Genomic DNA, 13,170 nt, shown 5'->3' on the forward strand with positions numbered 1-13,170 from the left:
CTCTTCACGACTTCGGAATCATCTCCACCACGCACGCCCCCACACGCCCCCCGTCCGCACTCCCATAGATGAGCGTCCTCCGCGCCGCCGGCTCCCTCCACCTCGCTCGGTGCAAGGCCACGCCCAGCATCACAGGCCCCGCCCCAGCCCCCGCATCCCCCAGCCCTTCTCCCGCGAGGTGGACCCGCAACGGCTCCGGCATCAGCCCCGCGTTTCGCAGGTACGCCCGCGAGAACTCCGTCCCCCAGAAGGACCCCCCCGGCTGACAGGCCAACACGCCATCCACACGCCGCCCACCCATCACCCCGTCGCCCCGCACGCTCTGGAGCACCTCCGTCAGCCCTTCCGCCAGACTGGGCGCCGTCCGCGCAAAGGGCCGAGGCTCGACCCCCAGCGCGGTCCCCAGCACGACTCCTGTCTCTTCCAACCCGAGTGACTTCGCCGCCCCTGGTCGCGCGAGCACGACAAAGCCCGCGGCCTCGCCAGGAATCCGTCCGTCCGGGTTCTGCCGCCCCAGATGGAGCCGTGCCTTCGAGAGCCCCTCCAGAGATACCGCATCCCCCAACGAGTCCACCGCCCCCACCAGGGCGACTGCCCCGGCTCGACCGGACTGCAGGTCTCTCGTGGCCGTGGCCAGCGCCTCGAAGAAGGCCGCTCTTCCTCCTTCGTGAACTTTCACCAACTCCAGTCGCCCATCAGCTTCCGCCAGCAACGCGGACACCAGTGCCTCCCGCTTTACCTCCGCCCCCAACCCAGGCTCCGGGAGCCCGAGATACACAGGCACGTGTCCCCTCGGTGGCAATCGCTCCAGCACGGGCCGCACCCCGACCAGGGCCTGTCGCGCCAACGCGGACATGCGCTCCGTTCGTGTCATCGCCGCGTCCAGGAGACTCAGTCGAGACGCCCTCACCGGTTCACCCAGGTCGTCCTCGACTTGCGTCTCCGCGAAGCGCACGAGGCCCGCTCGCAGTGACGCGAGCGTCAGGTGGGTCGTCGTCCCGATGGGCGTACACAACCCCAGCCCCGCCACCCTCGCTCCGCTCATGACACGTCCTCCCACGACTCCAGCAGGCGCACCGTGCTCACCTCATGTGTCGCCAACCTCCGATGCGCCGGAAACGTCGCCCGCCAGGTGAGCACCACCCGGCGCTCCTCGGGCTCCAACCGCACTTCGTCCAAGGTCATGCGTCGCTTCTCTCGCTGCCCCGCGAACATGCAGCGCGCCAGCAACCTGTACTCGGGCAGATGGAACGCCAGCGGTCCGTCCGGGGACACTCCCTCCAGCACCACGGGCTCTCCTCCTCGCAAGTGAGATGAGGCTCGCATCGTCTCGGGCGCCACCTGGAAGAAGCGCTCGTCGAAGTCCGCGGGCCACAGGGGGGCTCGCTTCTCCACCCATGAGGAGTCGTAGGTCCCTGCCCACCCCACTCGTGGCTGCCAGTGCCGAGCCACCGGTCCAAAGCCACATGGAGGCGGTCTGTCCGACCACCCGCGCACCGGTGCCTCCGGCGTCTCGATGGATGGCAACGGCTGCTCCAGCGCCTCCTTCGCACTCGTGTAGAAGCCGCGTCCCACCGGATTGCGCGGCTCGTACCCAGACGCTCGTGTGCCTCCGAAGCTGTACTCGTACCGCAGCGGCAGGGACTCGAACGGCAGCGGGGCCGAGGCGCTCAGCCCGACCAACCCCCGATACCAGACGCGCGTGCCCCAGACCTGTGCCCGCTTCTCCACGGGCCCCACGCGTACTCGCACTTGAGTCCCCGTCACCTTGCGGCCGCGTGGTGCCCACGCTCGCCCGTCCAACAACACGTCCGTCGCACGCCGCGCATAGGACGACGGTGCTTCATGACGGAGGCTCGATGTCTCCGGTGGTCCCCAGTACGCGTCCATCCTCGGTGGCGCGGATTGGATATCGCTCAACGCCAACGGAGCCACCGAGGCTCGTCCAGGCGCGGGGAGGGTGAAGCTGCCAGCCACGATGAGGATGAGGCCGTCCTCTCCTTCCTTTGTCTGCGTCAGGAAATCAGTGGCTGCGAACGGAGTGAGGTTCTCGAGCGCGGGCATGGTGTGAGTCCTCGGCGCGCTCAGCGAAGCGTGGAAACAAGGGGCCCGCTTCCCAGCACCAGTCTCGCCCCTCGGGCCCGCGCGAGGGCTTCGCGCTGGCGATGGGTGAAGGCTCGGGTGGGAATGACGTGCTGCCCGCGCGTGCGGATGGCCAGCTCGCGTGCCAGCACGTGCCGACGTCGCATCGAGCTCGACTCCAGGGCCTCCATCAGCACCACCCCGCTGAAGGGCTGCCCCAGCAGATAGCGCTGTCCCTCCACGAAGCGACTGCGTGACTCCGCCCACCAACCCCGGACCGCCGACACGTTCGGCCACGGCAAATCATCCTCGGGGCGCACCGTGAGATCCGCTTCGGGGTCCTCGGACTCGTCGGATTCCTCTTCCTCGAGCAGTGCGTACGGCCCCTCCAACTGGAGTCCCGTCATGGCCGAGAACGCCTCTCCCGCGAGCCGGGCCACTCCGCGCACGTTGAGCAACTCCGCACAGAAGTCCATCGCCGCGAGCCGCCCGCTGAACCCCAGCGCCCACACGACTTCGGGACGTAGCTCGTCGTCCTTCGCCAGTCCCACCAGAAAGTCCGTGTCCTCTTCACCGCCCCCTATCGCGAGCAGCACCATGGCTTCCGGTGTGAGCGCCCGTGCCTCTCTTCCACACGCCTCCCACGCCAGACGCAGCCCCGCGGTCAGCCCTGCCTCCACGGCCGCCAGCCGGATGTCGGGATGCGCGGAGGCGAGCAGTGCGGGCAACATCCGCCGCGCAAGCTCCTCGGGCAGTGGCCTTGCTCCCTGGAGTGCGGCGATTCGCGCCCTCGGTTCGTCATGCGGGAAGTACCGCGCGAGCACGTCGGGCGACGTGCCTTGTCTGCCGGCCAGCGCCTCCAACACGCGAGCCTGAAGGTCCACATCGCCCAGCTTCAACAGTGACTCGAGCGCCGTGCTCACCCCCGCGACCTCGCTGACTTCCAGGGCGCGGCACATGGCGGCACGGAGCTCGACCTCCGACCCACGCAGTCGCGACAACACTTCGTCCACGGCGCCCTGACTCAGCAGCACATGGGTGGCGACGGAGACGCGAGCCGCTTCCTCCGAGTCGAACGCCGGCCGCACCACGGCCTCGAGTGCTTCCTGCTCCGCCAGTCCCTCCAGATGACCCAGCAGGCGTTCCTCCCGCTCCGCTGTCGCCAATAGCGTCGCATCAGGAGCCACGAGGGCCTGCTCCCATTGCTCCCACCGGAAAGAGGCCTCATCGAGGTGCTCTTCCCAGACATCCACCAACATCATTGATGCCTCCCCCCAGCCAAGCACCCAAATCCTGGCGTTGCGCTCTGACATCGAGTGCGGACCTGGATGCGTCCACACGGGTCGCCAGGACACGGTTGTGCCCTTATAGGTTGTTTGAAGTGAGGGTGACTTGTGAAGTAGTCAGGACTTGAGGTCGCGTGGTCCACGTGTCCGGAAGGGTGCTTCTGTCCACTCGTGAGCGAATGCGGGCTCACGGTCGACGCGAGCCCCGGAGGCTCCGGTTTCAATTCGCTGGCCAATCACGAGGGGACACGGTCGACGTGTCTTCCCCTCTGTCACCCACGCCGCGAGCCAGGGACACACACGTCGCCCGTTACACGCCTTGTCCGCGAGACAGGACGGTCGGCCCGTGACGCGGACCGGTGGGCCCGGCGAACACAGTGGATGCCGGGGCCTACACCGTGTCGATGAAGTGGTAGGCCGAGCCGCGTCCAGGCAGCTCACGCACCACGAAGCCACGACGTTCGAGCACGCGGCGCAGCTTGAGGTTGGGCCTGGCGCAATGCACCGCGTGGACAATCCACTCGACCTGGGTCAACCCGCGCGCGCTCGCCAGCTGACGCGCCAGTCGCCACAGGGCGAGCAGAATCCCCTCGCCACCACGGTCGACCTGGGCGAGCTCCACCTCGAGTCGGTCCGGAAGGCGCCGGAAGCGGCCCAGCAACTCGCCGCTGCCCACCCGGAGGATCAACGCTTCGCCGGTGAACGCGAAGGCCTCGAGCTCCTCCGCAGGCATCCGCAGCAGCTCGTCGGCGGAGTAGCCCTCGATGAGAAGAGTGGGGACGTTGGTCGCCATCGCCCGCCCTGCGTAGCACAGCCCCCCTGGCGCCGCCTGCCTCGACTCGGGAGGGGGACGGGTTGGGAAGCATGAGTCGCGCGCGATTCGGTGAACAGCCCCAGGCTCCGCCTGCCTCGACTCGGGAGGCAGACGAGCCGGGAAGCATGAGTCGCGCGCGATTCGGTGAACAGTCCCAGGCTCCGCCTGTCTCGACTTGGGAGGTGGGCGGGCCGGGAAGCGTGAGTCGCGCGCGATTCGGTGAACAGTCCCAGGCTCCGCCTGTCTCGGCTTGGGAGACAGGCGGGCCGGGAAGCATGAGTCGCGCGCGATTCGGTGAACAGTCCCAGGCTCCGCCTGTCTCGGCTTGGGAGACAGGCGGGCCTGAAGGCATGGACCGTGCGCTACTCGGTGAACAGCTCGCCGGACGAGTACAGCTCCGGCTCCTCCTGGCTGGAGCCTCCCACGACGAGCACCTTGCCGTTGGTCAGCAGCGTGGCCGTATGTCCCTGCGTGGGCGTGTCATTGCCCACGACGGACAGCTGCCACGTGGCCGGGTTGAACATCTCCGTGGTGCCGCCCATCTGGTTGCGCGTACCGCGCGCGACGAGCACCTTGCCCGACGGCAGCAGCGTCATCGAGTGGTTCCGCCGCCGCTCCTCGGTGGCGTACGAGACGTACTCCCACTCGTTGTCCTCCGGCCAGAACAGCCACGCGCCGCTCGCGTACTGCCCCGTCTCCTGTCCCGTGACCAGCACCGCGCCCTGATTCAACAGGAGCGCCGCGTGCCCATAGAACGCCGGCGGGTCCGACACGCGGCTCCACGCACCCGTGCTCACGTCGTACACCTCCGCCGCGCCAGTGACGCCGTCGTCATTGATGACCAGCACGTCGCCCGAAGGCATCAGCGTGGCGCTGACCTTCCCCGCGACGACAGACGTGGAGCCCGTCGCCGTCCACGTCCCCGTCGCCGGGTCGTACAGCTCCGCGCTCTTCAGCGCCGCCGGCCCGAAGCCGCCGAACACCAGCACCTTGCCCGACGCCAGCAGCACCGCCTGATGGGCCCTGCGCGCCGTGCCCAGGCTGCCCGTGGCGCTCCACGTGTTCGCGGTGGGGTTGTACAGCTCCGCGCTCGCCAACGTTCCCGCGCCCAGTCCACCGACGACGAGCACCTGGCCCGATGCCAGCAACGTCGCCGTGTGGTGTGCTCGCGTCTGGCTCATCGCAGCCGCCGCGCTCCACGTGTTGGTGGCCGTGTCATACGTCTCGGTCGACGCCGACACAGTGCCCCAGCCATTGCCGCCCGTGACGAGCACCTTGCCCGACGGCAGTCGCGTCGCCGTGTGAAACGCGCGAATCTGACTCATCGACGCCGCTTGAGACCAGGGTGAAACCAATGCCGTGCGCGTCTCGGCGCGCGGCGCTTCCGCGAACGCCGTGGAGGCTCCGGCCATCGTCGCCAGTGCTCCACACAGTCCCAGGCTGAGCCACGTCTTCGCTGTGGTTACTCGTGTCATCCGTTCCTCGTGGTGATGGGGTGAGGTCCGCATTGTGACGAGAGGGGCCGACGCTCTGCCCGACCTTCCTCGTCAACATCGCGTGACGACGCGACTTAACAGCCACTGGATTGCACTGGAAATACAGTCTCTGGTCCCAGTCCTGGGACTGCGTGCTCCTTCTCTCCCCGCTGGTCCTACACGGGCCCCCATGGCAGCCTGCGGCGGGTGACGGAGCCTCTGTTTGATGACCTGCTGGGCCTCGCGTGCTTCGCGCGCGTGGTGGAGCACCGCTCGTTCACCCGGGCGGCGGCCGTGCTCGGTGTGTCGAAGTCCGTGGTGAGCGCGCGCGTCTCACGGCTGGAGTCCCGGGTGGGGCAGCGGTTGCTCATCCGCACCACCCGAAAGCTCTCCGTCACCGACGCGGGCCTGGGTGTGTACGCCCATTGCGCGCGACTGCTCCAGGAGGCGAGTGCCGCCACGCGCGGGGCCTCGGACGCGGGCCGAGGCACGCTGCGCATCAACGCGCCCATCAGCTTCGCGCAGATGTACCTCGCCGGCCCGCTGGCCCGTTTCCTCGCCGCGCATCCGGGCACGTCGGTGGAGGTCATGCTGAGCGACAGGCTCGTCGACCTCGTCGAGGACCGGGTGGATGTCGCCCTGCGAATCACGCGCTTGCGCGACTCCAGTCTCGTGGCGCGGAAGCTCGCCACCACCGCGCTGTGCGTCTGCGCTTCACCTGCCTACCTGAAGCGCCGGGGCACCCCCGAGCATCCCGAGGACCTGCTGCGCCACGACTGTCTGCGCTACCTGCACCTGCGCGCCGAGGACGAGTGGCGCTTCTACGGCCCCAAAGGACGCATCCCCGTGCCTGTCCCCGTGTCGGGCCCGCTGTCCGCCGCCAACGGGACGCTGCTGCGCGAGGCCGTGGCTCACGGTATCGGTCTCGCCGTGCTACCTCGCTTCATGGTGGACGAGGACCTGCGCTCCGGCCGGCTCGTCACCGTCCTGGACCGCTTCGCTCCCAGGCCCGTCGGCATCCACGCAGTCCACGCGGCGGGCCGCTCCCCGCCACCGCTCGTCAGGGCCCTGCTCGACGTGCTGGCCTCCGAGTTCCGCTCCGCTCGGTGGGAGTGAACTCGACCCGCGCGTGGACCTTGACGCGCTGGCCTCAGAGTTTCGCTCCTCCGCTGGGACTGAAGTCGAACCGCGCGCGAACCTCGACGCGCTGGCCTCCGAGTTCCGCTCCTCTCATTGGGACTGAAGTCGAACCCGCGCGCGAACCTCGACGCGCTGGCCTCCGAGTTCCGCTTCGCCCGCAGGGAGTGAGCGCGACCCGCGCGTGGACCTCGACGCGCTGGCCTCCGAGTTCCGTGCTGCCCGCTGGACTGAAGTCGACCCCGCGCGGATATCGACGCGCTGACTTCCGAGTTCTGCTCCTCCCGCTGGGACTAAAGTCGACCTCTCGCGCGGATGTCGACGCGCTGACTTCCGAGTTCTGCTCCTCCCGCTGGGACTGAAGTCGACCCCGGCGCGGATATCGACGCGCTGGCCTCCGAGTTTCGCTCCTCCCGCTGGGACTGAAGTCGAACCGCGCGCGAACCTCGACGCGCTGTCCTCCGAGCTCCGCTCCGCCCGCAGGGAGTGAGCGCGACCCGCGCTTGGACCTCGACGCGCCGCCTCCTGGTTCCGCTCCGCTCGTTGAAGCTGAACTCCCCCCGCGCAGATTGTCCTGCCACCAGAACAATTCGTTCGCGAGGCTGACCTTCCGCCGCGCCCGCGAGGCGCGCATTTCATGCGGCGTACCTCCACCACTCCAGGAGCCGCCTTCATGCGTTGCAGCGATTCGCTTCCTTCCTCTTCCGAACTGGCCGCCACCGTGCTCCGTGTAGCACTGGGCGCCGTCTTCCTCGCGCACGCGGGAGCCAAGGCGTTCATCTTCACGCTCGACGGCACCGCCCGCTTCTTCGAGGCCCATGGCTTCCCCGGCTGGACGGCCGGGCCCGTGTTCGCGGCGGAGCTGCTCGGCGGCCTCGCGTTGCTCGCGGGGCTTCGCGTCCGATGGGTGGCGCTCGCGCTGCTCCCGGTGATGCTCGGCGCGCTCAAGTCTCACGTCTCCCTGGGCTGGATGTTCACCAACGAGGGCGGAGGCTGGGAGTACGTCGCGTTCCTCATCCTGTCGCTCATCGCCCAGGCCCTGCTGGGCAATGGTGCGTTCGCGGTAGACGGCCTCCTGTCGCGCAAGAGCGCCGCTCAGGGCTCGGCCGCCCAGACCTCGACTTCGTGAGCCCGTGCCCTCGCGAGCCCGTCGCCGATGACGACGGAGTAGGGCGGTCTCGCGGGCTCCAGGGCGCGTACCTCGGCGGGGAGTCGGGCCAGCTCCCGCCGCGCGTGCTGGCGGACCTCTTCCAGCGACGGTGTGGCTCCGGGCAGGCGCTGCCCCGCTCGCATCACCGGACGCAGCAGGGGATGTCCACGCGCGACGTCTCCGCGCCGCACGAGCAGGTCCCTTCTCGCCACGCCGTCCTCCTCCTGGCGATACACCTGCTTCGCCCCAGGCAGCAGCACCTTGCCCGCGGACAGCTTCACGCGGCCCTTTCCCGCGTACTCCACCAGCTTGTAGGCCATGTCCAACGAGGGCGCGTCCGCGGACACCCCCATCGCCGTGCCCACGCCGAATCCATCCAGCGGCGCACCCCGCGCGAGCAGCCCCGCCACCGCGTCCTCATCCAACCCACCGCTTCCAATCAGCCGCACGCGCTCCAGACCCGCTTCGTCCAACAGCTCGCGCGCCGCCAGCGACAACGCCAGCAGGTCGCCCGAGTCCAGGCGCAGCGCCCGCACGCGGAAGTCCTCGCCCAGCTCCCTCGCCAGTCGAATCGCATGCTGCACGCCGCGCAGCGTGTCGTAGGTGTCCACTAACAGGGTCGCGTCGGGATAGACGCGGGTGAAGGCCCGGAAGGCCTCCAGCTCGTCCTCATGCGACTGCACGTAGCTGTGCGCCATCGTGCCCGACAGCGGAATCCCATACCGCTTCCCCGCGAGCACATTGGACGTGGAGTCCACGCCCGCCAGGTACGTCGCGCGAGCGACCTTCATCCCCGCATCCGTTCCGTGGATGCGCCGCAGCCCGAACTCCATCACCGGGCGTCCCGCCGCCGCCGTCACCACGCGCGACGCCTTGGAGGCCGCGAGCGTCTGGAGGTGCACCTGGTTGAGCAGGTACGTCTCCACCAACTGGGCCTCCGGCAGCGGCGCGCGCACCTCCAGCAACGGCTCCTGGCCGAAGACCGGAGTTCCTTCCGGCATCGCGTCCACGTCGCCACTGAAACGGAAGCGCTCCAGCCACCCGAGCAGCCGGTCCGAGAAGCGCCCCTGTGACGCCAACCACTCCAGGTCCTCCGCGCGGAAGCGCAGGTGCTCCAGCGTGTCGAGCACGTCCTCCAGGCCCGCCGCCAGCAGATAGTTGCGCCTCGCCGGAAGCCCGCGCGCGAAGAGGCTGAAGACCGCCTCGTCCCACTGGCCCTCGGCGAGATACGCCTCCGTCATCGTGAGCTGGTAGAGGTCCGTCAGCAGCGCGGCCTCGGGCTCCATGGCTGGTCTCCTCCTTCCGCGTGCGCGCTGTGAGCGGGACTCAGGCCGTGGCCCCCGTGCCCGACGGGCCCGCCGTCGCGCTCGACACCCACCGCTCCATCTCCGGCCTGGGCAACACGCCACTGCGCCGCGCCACCTCGCGCCCACCGGAGAAGACGATGAAGGTCGGGATGCCTTGTACGCCGAGGGCGCTCGCGGGACGCGGGTGCTGCTCCGTGTTCAGCTTGAGCACCAGCAGCTGTCCCGCCTTCGCGCGGCCCACCTCATCCAGGATGGGGCCCGCCACGCGACAGGGCGCGCACCACGGCGCCCACAGGTCCAGGAGGATGGGCACGGGAGAGCCGAGCACGGCGCGGTCCAAGCCCTCGCCATCCACCTCCTGCGGCGCGCCCGACAGGTCCAGCGCCTTGTGGCAGCGACCACACTCCGGTGCCCCGGAAGGACGGGGCTCTCGTACGCGATTGAACGCACCACAGGCTGCACATCGGAACATGACGCCTCCTCGGAGCCTCTCGTTCGAAAAGGTAGGCCGTGTCGGCTCCGGACGCGGCTCGCGCGACGTGCTTCTAACGGCGCACCCGCCTGGTCGCCAGCCCCTGGGGCATCCGTGGCTTTTGCGCTCACCCCAGGACGTGTGCAGCTTTTGCGCGGTCCCTCCGCCTCGCTCACCCGAGGGCGTGCGTGGTGTGAGCGTTGCAATGGCAACCGACCGGACGCGGCGGGCACACGGCCTGTCGGCGGGAGAGCAGGCATGCGGCTGGCCGTCTTCGACACCCATCGCTATGACCGGAGCGCGTTGGAGGACGCCAACGCGGAGTTCGGCCATTCGCTGACGTTCCTGGAGCCTCGGCTGACGCTGCAGACGGCGCGCCTGGCGGAGGGCTTCCATGCGGTGTGCTCGTTCGTCAACGACCGCCTGGATGCGCCCACGCTGGAGGTGCTGCGAGCGGGCGGCGTGCGCCTCGTGGCCACGCGCTCCGCGGGCTACAACCACATCGACCTGGAGGCCGCGCGGCGGCTGGACGTGCGGGTGACTCGCGTGCCGGAGTACTCGCCGCACGCGGTGGCCGAACATGCCGTGACGCTGGTGCTCTCCCTCAACCGCCACATCCCCCGGGCCTTCGCGCGCGTGCGCGACTGGAACTTCTCGCTGGATGGGCTGGTGGGCTTCGACCTCGCGGGCAAGACGGTGGGCGTGGTGGGCACGGGCCGTATCGGCCGCGTGGCCGCGCGCATCTTCCGGGGCTTCGGCTGCGACATCGTCTGCTTCGACGCCGCGCCCGATGAGGAGTTCGCCCGGGACGTGGGCGCGCGCTACGTGTCGCTGGAGGAGCTGTACTCGTCCTCCGATGTCATCTCGCTCCACGTGCCGCTCACGCCGGGTACCCGGCACATGGTCGACGCGAAGGCGCTGACGCGGATGAAGCGCGGCGTGGTGCTCATCAACACGGGCCGGGGCGCGCTCATCGACAGTCGAGCGCTCATCGACGCGCTCAAGTCCGGCCACATCGGCGCGGCGGGCCTGGACGTGTACGAGGAGGAAGAAGGCATCTTCTTCCAGGACCTCTCCGGCCAGGTGCTCCAGGACGACGTGCTGGCGCGCCTGCTCACCTTTCCCAATGTCCTCGTGACGTCGCACCAGGCCTTCCTCACGCGGGAGGCCCTGGTGAGCATTGCCCGCACCACGCTTTCGAGCGTCCGGGCCTTCGAGCATGGCGAGCCCCTGGTGCACGAGGTGCGCGTCGAGCAGGTGCGGCCCGCCTGAGGATGAAGGCGGAGCGAATGAGCAGGGCGGATGGGCATGACGCCCGTCCGACAGGGCTCCCGAGGGAGCCGCCGAGCCGTGTCCGACTCGGGGAGGAACCACGCATGTCCATCGTCTGCGCCACCAACTTCTCCGACGCCGCGCGCCGCGCCAGTGACCTCGCCGCCGAGCTGGCTCGGAAGGCGGACGTGCCGCTGTACCTGGTGCACGTGCTCAATCCCAACTCCGCGCGCGCCTTCGGCAAGGCGCTGCTCCAGGCGGCCGAGGCCGCGCTGGGAGACGAGGTCCGCCGACTGACGAAGTCAGGCGCCCGGGTGGAGCAGGAGCTGCGCACCGGCGAGGCGTCGGCGGAGGTGGCGGAGGTGGCTCGCCAGCGCGCGGCCACGCTGGTGGTGACGGCGCCCCCGACGCAGGAAGCGCCGTTCCTGGGCGTCGGCGGGACGGTGGACCGGCTGGCGCAGTCGCTGGAGGTGCCGCTGCTGGCGGTCCGCGACGCGGAGGTGATGGAGGCGTGGGTCCAGGGCAGGCGCGCCCTGCGCGTGGTGCTCGGCGTGGACCGCTCGATTCCCTTCGAGGCCGCGCGGGAGTGGGTGCGCGGGCTGCGCGCGTGGGGCACGGTGGAGGTGGTGGGCGCGCGCGTGGTGTGGCCGGATGAGGAGTACCGGCGCCTGGGGTTGTCGCGTCCGCTGGAACTCGCGGAGATGACGCCGGAGCTGCGCGCGGTGCTGGACAGGGAGACCGAGGCGTTGATGGCGCCGCTGGCCTCGGGAGGCGCGCCGCCGCGCACCGTGCTGGAGCCCTCGCTGGGGCGCATCGCCGACCACCTGGTGGAGCTGGCCGAGCGGGAGCGCGCGGACCTGCTGGTGGTGGGGACACATCACCGGCGTGCGCTCGGGAAGATGTGGAGCGTGTCGCATCATGCGCTTCGGCTGGCGCGAATCTCCGTGGCGTGTGTGTCCTCGCGCGCGGTGCCGACGGGCGTGGACGCGCCGCTGCCCTCGTTCCGCGACGTGCTGGTGGCCACCGACTTCTCGGAGACGGGCAACCGCGCGGTGGCGCACGCCTTCGGCCTGGTGGCTCCGGGTGGCACGGTGCATCTGCTCCACGTCGCGGAGGCGGGACAGTCGGTGGAGACCGAGAGGCGGCGACTGGAGGCGCTGGTGCCTCGCGAGGCCGAGGCCACGGGACGTCACGCGCGGGTGGAGGTCGTCACCGGGAGCAAGGACGTGGTGACGGCGCTGGCCCAGGCGGCGGAGCGGCTCTGCGTGGACGCGCTCGTGCTCGGGACGCATGGGCGCACGGGGCTGAAGCGCGCGGTGCTCGGCTCGGTGACGCAGGCCGTCCTCGCTCGCACCGAGCGGCCCGTGCTGCTGGTGCGTCCACCCACGGTGTGAGGGGCCGCGCGTGTGACGGCCTCAAACACATGTCACGATAGAGGCGCTGGAGGGCATGAAGGGCCCCGGTGTCATCACGAGCGCTTCACAGTCGCGCCCGAGGAGCCCAGACTCCGGCGACGCAGCTCCAGAAGCCTCTGACTCAAGGCGAATGAGGTCGTAGGGATGTCCACGATGCCGACTCGATACTTCAGGCTCAACGAAGCCGTGCAGGCCGGTCATTGGTCCCTGGGAGCCCTGATGGACGGACAGGGACAGGAACTGGAGGACACGACGGACTTCACCTCGGGCCGGCCCGTCAGTGCCCCTGCCACCCTGAAGCTTCGTGTTCGAGAGCAGGGGCGTCGGCGCGACTTCAACGTGGTGGGCGCCGGCAGGACTCCCGTGGTCCACCTCAGGATGTCGAGTCTCTTCGCGGAGTATGCCCCCCAGGAAGTTCAGCTGCTGCCCGTGAACGTCAAGGGCGGCTCGGGTGAGTACCATGTCCTCGTGGCCACGAGGCTCATCCGGTGCATCGATGACAAGGCCTCGAAGGAGATACAGGTCTGGAAACCAGAGGACGCGCGACCGGACAAGGCTGACCACTACCGCGGCGTCATCGGGATGCGGATTGACCCGATGAAGGTCGGAGGCTTCCAGGTGTTTCGCACCTGGGGTTGGTCCGAGGCGCTCATCGTCTCGGAGCACATCAAGTTGGTCCTGGAGCGCGCCAGGGTGACGGGAGCGGACTTCGAGGAAGTCTAAGGTGTCCAGTTCCGTAATGTGCCCGGGTTACCTGAAA

Annotated in this window: 12 protein-coding genes; 5 read left to right on the forward strand and 7 right to left on the reverse strand. The window is 69.4% G+C overall.

Going from position 1 to position 13,170, the window contains the following annotated elements:
• Positions 1-4 precede the first annotated feature (4 nt).
• From HUA74_RS05695 to HUA74_RS05715, 5 genes are all read right to left on the reverse strand, one after another.
• Positions 5-1,045, reverse strand: a complete 1,041-nt coding sequence (locus tag HUA74_RS05695) for a 3-oxoacyl-ACP synthase (protein WP_174453729.1) — start codon at positions 1,043-1,045, stop codon at positions 5-7.
• Complete coding sequence (locus tag HUA74_RS05700) at positions 1,042-2,064, reverse strand: DUF2169 domain-containing protein (RefSeq protein WP_174453730.1); 1,023 nt, start codon at positions 2,062-2,064, stop codon at positions 1,042-1,044. Before HUA74_RS05700 ends, HUA74_RS05695 begins: the two co-directional genes overlap by 4 nt.
• 20 nt (positions 2,065-2,084) lie before the next feature.
• Positions 2,085-3,344 (reverse strand): TIGR02270 family protein, encoded by a 1,260-nt coding sequence (locus tag HUA74_RS05705; RefSeq protein ID WP_174453731.1) that lies wholly within the window; start codon positions 3,342-3,344, stop codon positions 2,085-2,087.
• A 415-nt stretch (positions 3,345-3,759) separates the two neighbouring features.
• On the reverse strand, positions 3,760-4,161 hold the full coding sequence (locus tag HUA74_RS05710) for a hypothetical protein (protein ID WP_141649378.1): 402 nt from the start codon (positions 4,159-4,161) through the stop codon (positions 3,760-3,762).
• A gap of 383 nt (positions 4,162-4,544) precedes the next feature.
• On the reverse strand, positions 4,545-5,657 hold the full coding sequence (locus tag HUA74_RS05715) for a kelch motif-containing protein (RefSeq protein WP_174453732.1): 1,113 nt from the start codon (positions 5,655-5,657) through the stop codon (positions 4,545-4,547).
• Positions 5,658-5,864: 207 nt separating this feature from the next.
• Between HUA74_RS05715 and HUA74_RS05720 the strand changes: the two genes are divergently transcribed.
• Both HUA74_RS05720 and HUA74_RS05725 read left to right on the forward strand, forming a co-directional pair.
• Positions 5,865-6,773 carry a LysR family transcriptional regulator gene (locus HUA74_RS05720; RefSeq protein ID WP_174453733.1) on the forward strand — a complete coding sequence of 303 codons (909 nt, stop codon included), beginning with the start codon at positions 5,865-5,867 and terminating at the stop codon, positions 6,771-6,773.
• A gap of 694 nt (positions 6,774-7,467) precedes the next feature.
• A complete protein-coding gene (locus HUA74_RS05725; RefSeq protein ID WP_174453734.1) occupies positions 7,468-7,923 on the forward strand; it encodes a DoxX family protein in 456 nt (151 codons plus the stop codon).
• On the opposite strand, the gene HUA74_RS05730 is transcribed toward HUA74_RS05725, so the two are convergent.
• Together HUA74_RS05730 and HUA74_RS05735 are read right to left on the reverse strand one after the other, a co-directional pair.
• Complete coding sequence (locus HUA74_RS05730) at positions 7,890-9,230, reverse strand: nicotinate phosphoribosyltransferase (protein ID WP_174453735.1); 1,341 nt, start codon at positions 9,228-9,230, stop codon at positions 7,890-7,892. The two genes, HUA74_RS05725 and HUA74_RS05730, sit on opposite strands and share 34 nt — an antisense overlap.
• A 40-nt stretch (positions 9,231-9,270) precedes the next feature.
• Positions 9,271-9,723 carry a co-chaperone YbbN gene (locus HUA74_RS05735; RefSeq protein WP_174453736.1) on the reverse strand — a complete coding sequence of 151 codons (453 nt, stop codon included), beginning with the start codon at positions 9,721-9,723 and terminating at the stop codon, positions 9,271-9,273.
• Positions 9,724-9,981: 258 nt separating this feature from the next.
• On the opposite strand from HUA74_RS05735, the gene HUA74_RS05740 reads away from it, so the two are divergent.
• From HUA74_RS05740 to HUA74_RS05750, 3 genes are all read left to right on the forward strand, one after another.
• Entirely contained in the window at positions 9,982-10,995 is a 1,014-nt protein-coding gene (locus HUA74_RS05740; protein ID WP_174453737.1) for a 2-hydroxyacid dehydrogenase, read from the forward strand.
• Between the two features lie 104 nt (positions 10,996-11,099).
• Entirely contained in the window at positions 11,100-12,389 is a 1,290-nt protein-coding gene (locus HUA74_RS05745; RefSeq protein WP_174453738.1) for a universal stress protein, read from the forward strand.
• Positions 12,390-12,563: 174 nt separating this feature from the next.
• Positions 12,564-13,133, forward strand: a complete 570-nt coding sequence (locus tag HUA74_RS05750) for an imm11 family protein (RefSeq protein ID WP_174453739.1) — start codon at positions 12,564-12,566, stop codon at positions 13,131-13,133.
• The last annotated feature ends 37 nt before the right edge of the window (positions 13,134-13,170 follow it).

The organism is Myxococcus sp. CA051A (genome assembly GCF_013336705.1).
GTDB classification, from domain to species: Bacteria; Myxococcota; Myxococcia; order Myxococcales; family Myxococcaceae; genus Myxococcus; species Myxococcus llanfairpwllgwyngyllgogerychwyrndrobwllllantysiliogogogochensis.

Coding starts and splice junctions, on each gene's coding strand:
- HUA74_RS05745 (WP_174453738.1), top strand. CDS start 11,100: ATGTCCATCGTCTGCGCCACCAACTTCTCCGACGCCGCGCGCCGCGCC.
- HUA74_RS05710 (WP_141649378.1), bottom strand. CDS start 4,161: ATGGCGACCAACGTCCCCACTCTTCTCATCGAGGGCTACTCCGCCGAC.
- HUA74_RS05730 (WP_174453735.1), bottom strand. CDS start 9,230: ATGGAGCCCGAGGCCGCGCTGCTGACGGACCTCTACCAGCTCACGATG.
- HUA74_RS05725 (WP_174453734.1), top strand. CDS start 7,468: ATGCGTTGCAGCGATTCGCTTCCTTCCTCTTCCGAACTGGCCGCCACC.
- HUA74_RS05700 (WP_174453730.1), bottom strand. CDS start 2,064: ATGCCCGCGCTCGAGAACCTCACTCCGTTCGCAGCCACTGATTTCCTG.
- HUA74_RS05740 (WP_174453737.1), top strand. CDS start 9,982: ATGCGGCTGGCCGTCTTCGACACCCATCGCTATGACCGGAGCGCGTTG.
- HUA74_RS05750 (WP_174453739.1), top strand. CDS start 12,564: ATGCCGACTCGATACTTCAGGCTCAACGAAGCCGTGCAGGCCGGTCAT.
- HUA74_RS05705 (WP_174453731.1), bottom strand. CDS start 3,344: ATGATGTTGGTGGATGTCTGGGAAGAGCACCTCGATGAGGCCTCTTTC.
- HUA74_RS05695 (WP_174453729.1), bottom strand. CDS start 1,045: ATGAGCGGAGCGAGGGTGGCGGGGCTGGGGTTGTGTACGCCCATCGGG.
- HUA74_RS05735 (WP_174453736.1), bottom strand. CDS start 9,723: ATGTTCCGATGTGCAGCCTGTGGTGCGTTCAATCGCGTACGAGAGCCC.
- HUA74_RS05715 (WP_174453732.1), bottom strand. CDS start 5,657: ATGACACGAGTAACCACAGCGAAGACGTGGCTCAGCCTGGGACTGTGT.